We start from the raw sequence: 10,668 nt of genomic DNA on the forward strand, positions 1-10,668 counted from the left end.
CAGCGGGAGCAAGCTCCCTCGCCACAGGGGGCTCGCTGCGGGTTAAAACTCGATCCGCACATCCCCCTTCGGCACGCTGCAGCACGAAAGGATGTAACCCTCGGCCTCGTCGTCCTCGGTGATGCCGCCGTTGTGCTCCATCTCCACTTCCCCGCCGAGCTTCATGACCTTGCAAGTGCCGCAGATGCCCATGCCGCAAGCCTTGGGGATCATCAGGCCAAGCTTGGCTGCGGCCGCGTGGACGGTTTCGCCCGGTGCCACGCCGATGCTCTTGCCCGACGCGACGAACTCCACCTGATGCAGATCGGCCTGGTCGACTTCAGGCGCATCCGCGGCTTGTTCGGCCTGTTCCACCGCGTCGGCGCGGGCTTCCGGTGGCGTGGCGCCGAAGGATTCCTCGTGGTAACGCTTCATGTCGTAGCCGGCCGCTTCCAGCAGGCGCTTGACCGCGCTCATGTACGGCGTCGGGCCGCAGCAGAACACTTCGCGCTCAAGGAAGTCAGGCACCATCAATTCGAGCATCTTGTGGTTCAGGTAACCGCGATACCCGGCCCACGGCTCGCCCAGACCATGTTTTTCGCAGATCAGGTGCAAGCTGAAGTTGTCGATCCGCGACGCCATGTGCTCCAGCTCGCGGTGGTAGATGATGTCCTTGGGCGAGCGGGCGCTGTGGACGAAGGTCATGTCGACATTGGCGTTGGTGTCGTAGAACCAGCGGGCCATGGACATGCATGGCGTGATCCCGACGCCACCGCTGAGGTACAGGACCTTCGGGCTCGGGAAATCCATGGCATTGAACAACCCCACCGGCCCGTGCACTGCCAGTTCCTGGCCTTCATGCAGCGTGTCGTGCAGCCAGTTGGAGACCTTGCCCCCCGGCACGCGCTTGATGGTCACCGAGAAACTGTAGGGCACCGACGGCGAACTGGAGATCGTATAGGAGCGCATGATCGGCTGGCCTTCGATTTCCAGCTCCAGGGTGACGAATTGCCCGGGCTTGAAAAAGAACATGATCGGCTGGTCGGCCATGAAGCAAAAGGTGCGCACATCCCAGGTTTCCTGGATGACTTTGACGCAACGAACGATATGTCGGCCATTGGCCCAGGTCTGGGTGGTGACCGGGTTCAGGAAATTATTGGACATGCTGATCTCCACGGCCGACTGTCGGCCTTAATGATGGCGATTGTGCGCAGGCGCCTGCACCACCATTTACCTATCTGCGACATTCACATACTTATCGCGACCAGCCCCTAACTACCGGGGCTCGCGCGTCGGGAACAGATTGGGCCATGTCGCCCATGGATAAGGTTGCGCCCCTGCGCGGCCCCACACTCGCCCCAACGGATAAACACTATTTTCTGCCTTGCGTAGCACCCTTGATTAGCCACTTTCGCCGGCCACAGAGATGGCCATGAGGATAAAACGATGGACGTCACTACTACCCTGAGCCTGGGCGATCCGCTGGAACCCGCACGCAAGGCCACCGCGCAAATGCTGCAAGAGCGCGAGCGGACCTTTTCGCTGCCGCAGCCGTTCTACTCCGATGAGCGCCTGTTTGATATCGACATGCAGGAAATTTTCCAGAAGGAATGGTTGATCGCCGGCATGACCTGCGAGATCCCGGCCAAGGGCAACTACCTGACGCTGCAGGTCGGCAAGAACCCGATCATCGTGATTCGCGGCGCCGAAGGTGTGGTGCACGCGTTCCATAACGTCTGCCGCCACCGTGGCTCGCGGTTGTGCACCAGCGACAAGGGCAAGGTCGCCAAGCTGGTCTGCCACTACCACCAGTGGACCTACGAACTGGACGGTCGCCTGCTGTTTGCCGGCACCGAAATGGGCGCCGACTTCGACATGAAGCAGTACGGCCTCAAGCCCGTGAACGTGAAGACCGCCGGCGGCTACATCTTCATCAGCCTGGCCGAGAACCCGCCGGCCATCGATGATTTCCTGTCGACCCTGAACCACTACATGGAACCCTACGACATGGAAAACACCAAGGTGGCGGTGCAAACCACCTTGATGGAAAAGGCCAACTGGAAACTGGTGCTGGAAAACAACCGCGAGTGCTACCACTGCAACGCCTCGCACCCCGAGCTGCTCAAGACCCTGCTGGAATGGGACGACGTCACCGATCCGCGGGCCGACCAGGCGTTCAAGGACCACGTGGCCGCTTCCGCCGCTGCCTGGGACGCCGAGAAGATCCCTTACGCCCACGCCAGCTTCGGCCTGCGCAACCGCATCGTGCGCATGCCGCTGCTCAAGGGCACCGTGTCGATGACCATGGACGGCAAGCAGGGCTGCGCCAAACTGATGGGCCGCATCAAGAACCCGGACCTGGGCTCGATGCGCATCCTGCACCTGCCGCACTCGTGGAACCACTGCATGGGCGATCACATCATCGTCTTCACGGTGTGGCCGATCAGCGCCCAGGAAACCATGGTCACCACCAAGTGGCTGGTGCACAAGGACGCGGTCGAAGGCGTCGACTATGACGTGGAGCGCATGCGCCAGGTCTGGGATGCCACCAACGACCAGGACCGTCGCCTGGCCGAAGAAAACCAGCGCGGCATCAACTCCACCGCCTACCAGCCGGGCCCTTACTCGAAGACTTACGAATTCGGCGTGGTGAACTTCGTCGACTGGTACAGCGAGCGCATGCTCAACAACCTCGGGGCCGAGCCGGCGCCGTACCTCAAGGGCGTGCCGGTCCAGGGCTAAAATCCAAATCTTCGCGAGCAGGCTCGCTCCCACAAGGGTTCTTTGGCGTACCAAAGATCAAATGTGGGAGCGAGCCTGCTCGCGAAGGCGGCTTTACATTCACCCGATTATTTTGAAGACCAACGCACCGACCCATCCTCCCCATAAAACGTCTCGATAATCTCCTCCCCCGCCAGCCGCACCTTCACATACCCGTTCAACACCCGCTCCGGATACGCCTCGTCCCCCGCCAATTGTGTTTCCGACCACAACACCCGAGGATGCCCGTTCAACTCGCTGGTGGTGCCGTAGGGAATCGCTCCATGCCCGACGCAACGCGCCTGCAGCCCGCCTTGCGGCGCGTAGCAGATGCCGTTGTGCAGATGCCCCCAGTACCAGTAATCCGGCTCACGCCCCAAGGCATCGCACACCGGTTGGTAGAGCGCGGTCTTGTGGTGTCCGGAAATATCAAAACCCTGGTGATGACTGAGCACCATCAGTTTCTTGCGCTTGGGCAGGCTTTTCATCCACTCGATCTGCTGGGTGTTGAGGGTGCCGTCCATGTACAGGTTCATCGCGTCCGAGGCATAGGCGCTGTCGAGGCCGACCACCAGCCAGTCGTCGTTGTACAAGGCGAAATAACTGGTGCCCTGTTGCACCGGAAAACGCGACGCCAGCTCTTTGAAGTAGCCATGGGCGCCGCTGTACATCTCATGGTTGGAATTGAGCGTGAACGACCCATGCTTGCCCTGCGGCCACCCAGCCATGTCGACATCTTCCTGAGAATGGGTGCCGGCGTAATACACATCCCCCAGGTGAATGGTGAAATCGGCCTGGGCCAGTTGCATCTGGTTGGCGACAGCCACGGCGGGTGCGTGACTGTCGAACGGGCCGGTGCCCCAGTCGCCGGCAATGGCCAGCACCACGTCGTTGTCCATTTTCACCAGCGCCGGGGTGGTGGCGAAAGGTGCGTGGTGACGCAGGTTCTCGATCCACTTGAGCAGCGCCTCGCTCCACAACAGGTCCAGCAGCTCCCATTTGCGGCAACCGAGCAAGGTGCCGTCCTTGAGCACTCGGGTTGGCAATTCCTGTTCCTTTTGCGGCAAAGGCGTGGCGTTGCCGATTTTCAGAATCGACAGGCCGTGCGCCAGCTCCCACGGCACGGCCGGTTCGTCGTCGGGCAAATCACCATGATCAATGACATGCCGGGCTTGAGCATGGCCACGCTCGAGCAGCTTGACGATGGCCTGGAACTCCTCGGGCTCGAGGTCGTTGACGAGTTTTTTCCAGGACATTTCCAGCCGCGTGACCAACCCGTGCAGGCGGACCTTGACCTTGTCGAACTCATGTTCCCAATGGTGCAGTAATGACATGTGAACGCTCCTTCGTTTTGCCCCGGACTACAGGGTCTTCATGAATTCGATCAAAGCCCGTTTGTCGACGTCCGACAGCTGCGTGCCGTACAGGTGGCCGCCGTTGTGGTTGCCTTCCAGGCGCGTGTCGTATTTGAAATCCGCCGACGCCTTCATCTGCGCGCCACTGGTGATGAAACCAACCTTCTGCGGGTCGTAGATGTCGGAGCCGGTGTAGAACACTTGCGGGCGCTGCTCGGGTGTTTGCAGCAGATCCCACAGGGTCGGCACCGAACCGTTATGCAGGTATGGCGCGCGCAGCCAGATGCCGTCGGTGGGCGTGTTGCTGTAGCTCTGGGTCTTGCGGTAGGCGCCAAAGTCGAACGGCGGCTTCTTGAAACCATGGAACGCCGTCACCAGCCCGGTGGTGAAGGAATTCAACCGATGGGGATCGGTGCCCAACTGGTCGATGTTGGTGGTGACCTGGCCGGTGTCGCTGCGGCCGAAGTCGTGGCAACCGGCACAGTTCTGCTCCCAGATCGGTTTGCCCTGGGCGACTTTCGCCTGATCCAGGGCGAACGGCCAGGCCGGTGGCTTGTGGCCCAGCAACCAGTTGGTCACCCGGTTGAAGCTCGGCGGCAGCACCGATTCCGGTGTCGCGCCCACGGCCATGGCTGCGGCGTAGTTGCGTTCGTGGATCTTGTTGTTATTGCCGTCCCAGTGCAGGTACATGGACTCACGGGGTTTCTGGTTCCACACCTGCGGCAAATCCACGGTGCCTATGGTGGAGTCATCCGGGAAGCCGAAGACCACCATCTTGGTCGGGTTGAACGTGTCGGTCCGCCCCGGTCCCTGGGCCGGACGCAGCTTCTGCCAGGCGTACGCCTGTTTCTGCTTGAGCAGCGCACTCTTGGCCATCGGAATGATCAGGTAGCGGTTATAGAGCTTTTCGAAGAACCCCAGCTGGAACTTGCCGTTGATCGCCGCCATCACCGCGTCTGGGGTGAATTTCGGATCGCTGGCACACTCGTAGGCGAACCACTGGAAGGCCTGCAATTGCAGGGTATTGGCCGGCGCGGCGGCGACCGGAACCGCTACGTCAGTGGCATTGGCCCGGTAGGAACCGGTGTGGCACAGCGCGCAGTTGGGCTCCACCGTGGGGTAACCGAGCTGCCGCTTGGCCATGCCGATGGGCAGGTCGTTGCCGTTTTCATAGAGGAAGCCGAACACCTCATAACCGCCTGGCTTGGGCAGTTTTTCCGGGCACATCTGTGGCAGCACGGCGAACAGGTAGTAGGGAATCCGCGCTTCGATGCCCAGGCCGATGGCGGCGTATTTGTAATGATCTTCGTCGGAAGCGAAGTCCGGCTGCGGCACCTCGCGGATCATCTGATACCAGGTCTGGTAGCCGATGAAGCCAAGCACCAGCAGCATAATCAGCGCGCCTACCTTGAAGCCATGGCTTTGCCAGCGATGTGCCCAGCCTTGACGCCATTCGCGCCAACCGGCCCGGAGCAACGCCAGCGGACGATTGGCCACCGGGCTGCCCAGATACAACAGCACGCCCAGGATCAGGAACATGCTCAGGTCGCCGATCAACATCGGCACGAACAGTTGGCCCTGGTTGTTGGTGTTGATCAGGTAGATCCAGAACACCACCGCCACCAGACGCGACAGCACGCATAACCACGAATGCACCACGAAACGCGGCGCGTTGAACCCCGAGGGCATATAGAACAGGCTGATCCCCACCAGCAACATGCCGGCGTTTTCCAGCCAGGGATCGGACAGCACCTGCGGCAGGCCAAGCATGGAGGTCAGCAACGCCGGCGCGAACAGCGCCGGGATCGCGAAGACCATGTTCATGACGATTCCGATCCAGATGATGCGTTGGAACCAGCGGATACAAGTGTTCATGGCATCCTTTTTCCTTATTCCTTATTCCTGATTCACACGATGCGGCGCACTAACGATTGCTTTCGCGAGCAGGCTCGCTCCCACATAGAGCGGTGTTAACCACCCAACTTGTGTACGACACAAATCCCATGTGGGAGCGAGCCTGCTCGCGAAGAAGGCGACTCGGTGCCGAGTCAACCGAGCGCCGTCTTCTCCAGGTGCCCGAGGATGATCGGATACACATCCACCACCGCGTCCTTGCCGAACATGCAGTCGATGTGGCCGTAGCCGGGCACCTCATGACGGCTGAACAACTGCGGGCCGTGCATCTCGCACAGCCGTTCGTAGGTCTTGAGGGTGCTCTGCGGCAAGTAGCACTGGTTGTCGGCGCCGCTGATGAAGCAGATCGGCAACTTCAACCGGTCGAAATGCGGCATGTAGACGTCGTTGCCCTTGAAGTCCACCAGGTGCCCTTTGCGCACGATCAGCGCCAGGTGCTCGAAGGTCTGGATGTTCGACTCGCCGAACAACTCATGCAGGTTGTCGTGCAGGGTTTCATTGAGGGTGTCGTGGCGGTACAGCGACGCATACATGAACGTGATGCGGTGGCAGACCGGGTTGGTGCAGTAGCCCTGGGCCTCGATCCGGGCATAGCCGTTGAGGGCCTTGTCGTAGAGTTTGTTGAACCAGCTTTCCTTGGTGTCGGCATAGGCCGTCATGGACTTGATGCCGATGGCATCAAGCACTCCCGGCAGATGCAAACCGGCCTTCAACCCGGTGGCGGTGGCGACCACCGTGTCGGCGGCGATCTGCGAGCAGACCACCGAGCGCACGCCCTGCAAGCCCGCCAGCATCGACATGAAGAACGTCGTCGCGCCGTAGCAATGCACTACGCATTGCACGTCACGAGCCGAGGTCGCCTGCTGGATCTGCCCGATAGCGGCCTTGAAGTCGTATTGGGCCACCTGATCGCCGTTCCATTCGTTTTTGCTCGCCGGCAGCAGGATACTCACCCGCAAATCCAGCAGCCAGACGTCGTACTCGTGCTTGCACAGGTACTCCAACAGGTTGGTATGAATGGTGTCGGTGGAAAAGATATTCGAGCCCACGCCCAGGCCATGGACCAGCATCACCGGGCCTTTGCTGCCCGCCTGGTAGCGGGTCAGGCGCAGTTCGACGTGGTCTTCGGTCTGAAAAAAATGCACCACCGGGGCCGGTGCATCCAGCGGCCGTTTCAAGCGCGGCGGCGCGTCCGGGTTGAAATAGACATCGCCGGCGAACACCCCGCCGTAGCTCTCCCACAGGATGCCCGCGAAGAACTTGCCGAACCGCGCCAGCGCCTCTACCCGCTCACGCTCGTTGCGGGCGTTGAGCACTTTCATGGTGGTCATCTGCTTGGCAAAATCCGCCGGCAGGATGTGCATCACCCCCGAGCCGAGCACCGCGCCGGTCTTGTCCGGCCCGCGATAGAGCGTGACGTAGAGGGTGCTGGTGTCGTGCCAGATGTTCAGCACGCCGTTGTCCTCCGGCACCGTCTTGAACGCACTGAAGAAATAGTCGCTGCCGTCTTCGGCGGTCAGTTTCATGTCGTAGTTCATGTGCCGCACGCCGACCTGATCCTGATACTGCTCGAACAGGTTGAACACGCCGTTGCTGGCGACCAGCGGCTTGGATGACAGCAGAGGCGCATCGAGCGTGCCCACCAGGGTCGCGGCGTGTTCCGGTTCCTTGATCAGGCGATCAAGGTCAGCGGCGGTGATGGTCAGGGTGAATTCGATAGGCGAGTTGTCGGCCTGGCCGCGCTTGGCCGCGGCTTCGTAAAAGCTGAGGTCGGTGCCTTGGGGTTGGGTGAAGGCGCTGGAAAAATAACCTTTCATGGTTTCGGTGAATTGCACGCCGAGGGTCGGCGCCGCCACTGGTTTGCGCGGGGCCGACGGCAGCGTGTAATCGATCAGCCAACCGCGATCGGCCGCCAGCAGGCCCATGTTGCGTTCACTTACCGCGGAAATGGTCAGCAGCGGATTGACCGCCAGGGACGTCGGGATCACCGAGCCGTCCGTCACGTACAGGCCCGGATAGACGTCGGTGCCGCTGGCGCCACTGAACACCTGGCCTTTGTGATTGACCACGCCCTGGGCGGCGTCCTCGCCCATCACGCAGCCGCCCAAGGGATGGACCGAGACGATGCTGTGCTTGAGCAGCTTGGTCCAGATCGGGTTCTCGACCCAGATCCCGCCCAGGGCCTTGGTGCTCTGGTGCAGACGCTCATTGCCGAGAGTGACGTTTTCCTGCTCGCCGACCCCGGACCAGTCGATGCGCAGTTGGTCCTTGTTGTCGAGGACCATGCGGCCCTTGCCGTTGTCATGACTCATGATCAGGTAGGTCTGCATGTTATGCAGCGCGCCGTAGTACGGCCCGCGCAGGAAGCTTTCGGCTTCGCGCCCCTTGTATCTCAGGGCGGCACCAAAGCCGGTGTCGGTGGGCACGCCGATCATCTCGGCGAACGCCGCCATGCTCGGCACCATGGCACGGCCGAGGGCACCGGGAATCGAGCCTTCTTCGATGACCATGCGGCTGCGCCAGTCGCCTTCGGTGCGCATGTCGATCACCGAGGTGATGCACGGCCCCACCGGCTCCAGCTCCTTGGCCGAATGAGCGCCAAAACCGATGCCGTTGATGACCTGGTCGCAGTTGTGGCCGAAGCCGAGGATGTCACCGTTGCCGCTCATGTTTTCGCCCAACTGGGCAGACATCGACAGGCCCTTGTCCCGCGAGCGCAACATGATTTCGGTGGAGCCCAGGGTACCGGCGGAGACCACGACGATATCGGCGCGCACGAACAGCGTCGGCGCCGAGAACATTTCGCGACCACTGTCCAGGTACTGGAAATGCACGATCCAGCCGTCGCCATCGCGCTCCAGGTGCCGCACCTCGGCCTGGCAGAAAATCTCCGTGCCATGGTTCCAGGCGTCCGGCAGGTAATTCATCAGCGTGGTGTTCTTGGCCTTGTTGTTACAGCCCGAGACACAATCGCCACAGCCGTTGCACGGCAACTGCTCGACGCCGACGTGGTTGAGGTTGTTCGGCAGCTTGTCGAAGGTCACGTTGATCGGCGGCTTGTAGAAATGTGCGCCCTGCTTGAGGTAATCAGCGGATTTCTTATGGGCGTCGAGCTTGGGCAGGTTCGGCGAGGACGCCGGATAAGGGTTGGGCTTGAGCATTTCCCGAGCCCGCGCGTAGCCGTCCTTGAGTAGCGTATCGCTGTGCTCGCGCATTGCGAGTGGCCAGCGCAGGTCCTCGAAGACGCCGGGTTCGGCTTCCAACGCGACGTTGGCATTGATCAGCGAGGTGCCGCCCAGACCGCACCCGACCACCACGTTCTGCTGGGCGTTGACGTGCAGGTCGAACAGCCCGGTGCGCGAACCGATATGGCCGTCCGGGTCATGCACCTGCAACTCCTCGGTGGCGGCGAGCAAGGTATTGGGGTATTCGCCCGGCTGGATTTCCCGGCCACGTTCCAGCAGGCAAACCTTGCGCCCGGCCCGGGACAGGCGCGATGCGGCAATGCCGCCGCCGTAGCCGGAACCGATGACGATAACGTCGTAGTGTTCCTTGATTTCACTGATGGGGGTCGATATCCGTGTCATGTTCAAGTCCTCTCAGGCAGAAGGGGCAACTCTGCGGTTGCCTGTAGATTCATAGGCGTGCGAACGCCTGGCCACTATCCCGTACGGGTTGAAGCGGCAGTCAACGGTGTTGATGGGAGGGATCCTCAGGCGCTATAGGCGTGCACGCTGATTGGCGGCACGACGACCGTTGCGCCGGGGTAACGAGGTCATGGGGGTGGGCATGCACGTCGGGGTTGAAGCGGGGTACGAATTGGGGGGCTTGCTATCCATCATGCGTTCTCCCTGAACCGGCATGGATAAGTCGTGCTTCCTTGTGCCCTGAGTGAAGACAGGCGACACCCCTACGTCAAGGTGGTTCCTTAGAACTGTATGAAATTTGATCTATCGCGTTCGGTGCTAAGCCTGTCGTGGCTTGTAGCGTTCGGCGAACAAGTTATCCACATAGCCACCCACAGCTAATGGGGACAAGTGTAAAGGCGAGCTGGATTTGGTGAAGGACAACGTGAATAAAATCCGTGACTTATCGCAAACAGTCGTTTCGTGCTTCATTGAACGTTTTTTGATCAATACTCCATAAGCCGCGCATAGCGTGGCCTGGAGGACAGAGCCAACACGTTATCCACAGAAGCGCCAACAGCGTTTGGGGGTAATTTGACGATTTTGTGGAAAACAGCCTGGGTAGCCGATAAACCGATGTTATTTCAGTGGTTTTTTAACTGGAACTCTATGATTGATCATTAATTGATCAACTCGCTGGAGCCCCCGTACCGCATGGGTTGCAGCGTTGAGCGAACATCTTATCCACAGAAGCGCCAACAGAGATTGGGGGCAACTCTGGGTTGGAATGCTCCGTTACTCGCAAAAAAACCCAATAAAAACCGCAAGTTAATCTGGTTGTTTTTTGAACGAAGGTCTCCAAAGGCCAATTCACATGGGATGCAGCGAGGGGCGAACAGGTTATCCACAGCTGGACACACAGGGATTGTGGGTAATCCTTCCACAACACCGGGCTAGGCAGGATATTGGGTGGCTCCACCAATCCCCTGTGGGGGGAGCCTGCTCGCGAATGCGGTGGAACAGCTATGCAACGG

General features: G+C 60.5%; 5 protein-coding genes. 1 reads left to right on the top strand and 4 read right to left on the bottom strand.

Annotated elements, in window-relative coordinates; translation table 11 throughout:
- Window positions 1-42 precede the first annotated feature (42 nt).
- Window positions 43-1,143: a glycine-betaine demethylase subunit GbcB gene (gene gbcB, locus ACE04F_RS20245; RefSeq protein ID WP_305498306.1), complete on the bottom strand. Its 1,101-nt coding sequence runs from the start codon at window positions 1,141-1,143 to the stop codon at window positions 43-45.
- A 282-nt stretch (window positions 1,144-1,425) separates the two neighbouring features.
- Between gbcB and gbcA the strand changes: the two genes are divergently transcribed.
- The gene (gene gbcA / locus ACE04F_RS20250; protein WP_305498304.1) at window positions 1,426-2,721 is read left to right on the top strand and encodes a glycine-betaine demethylase subunit GbcA; all 1,296 of its coding nucleotides are present in this window, start codon (window positions 1,426-1,428) and stop codon (window positions 2,719-2,721) included.
- A gap of 107 nt (window positions 2,722-2,828) precedes the next feature.
- Here the strand turns inward: gbcA and ACE04F_RS20255 are convergent, their stop codons facing one another.
- The 3 genes from ACE04F_RS20255 to ACE04F_RS20265 all read right to left on the bottom strand — a co-directional run bounded on the left by ACE04F_RS20255 (window position 2,829) and on the right by ACE04F_RS20265 (window position 9,595).
- On the bottom strand, window positions 2,829-4,073 hold the full coding sequence (locus ACE04F_RS20255; RefSeq protein WP_486109441.1) for a metallophosphoesterase: 1,245 nt from the start codon (window positions 4,071-4,073) through the stop codon (window positions 2,829-2,831).
- A 27-nt stretch (window positions 4,074-4,100) separates the two neighbouring features.
- Window positions 4,101-5,969 (bottom strand): c-type cytochrome, encoded by a 1,869-nt coding sequence (locus tag ACE04F_RS20260; protein ID WP_486109443.1) that lies wholly within the window; start codon window positions 5,967-5,969, stop codon window positions 4,101-4,103.
- A gap of 173 nt (window positions 5,970-6,142) precedes the next feature.
- Window positions 6,143-9,595 (bottom strand): GMC oxidoreductase, encoded by a 3,453-nt coding sequence (locus tag ACE04F_RS20265; RefSeq protein ID WP_486109445.1) that lies wholly within the window; start codon window positions 9,593-9,595, stop codon window positions 6,143-6,145.
- Between the last annotated feature and the right edge of the window lie 1,073 nt (window positions 9,596-10,668).

It is taken from the genome of Pseudomonas sp. AGC41 (assembly GCF_057334555.1).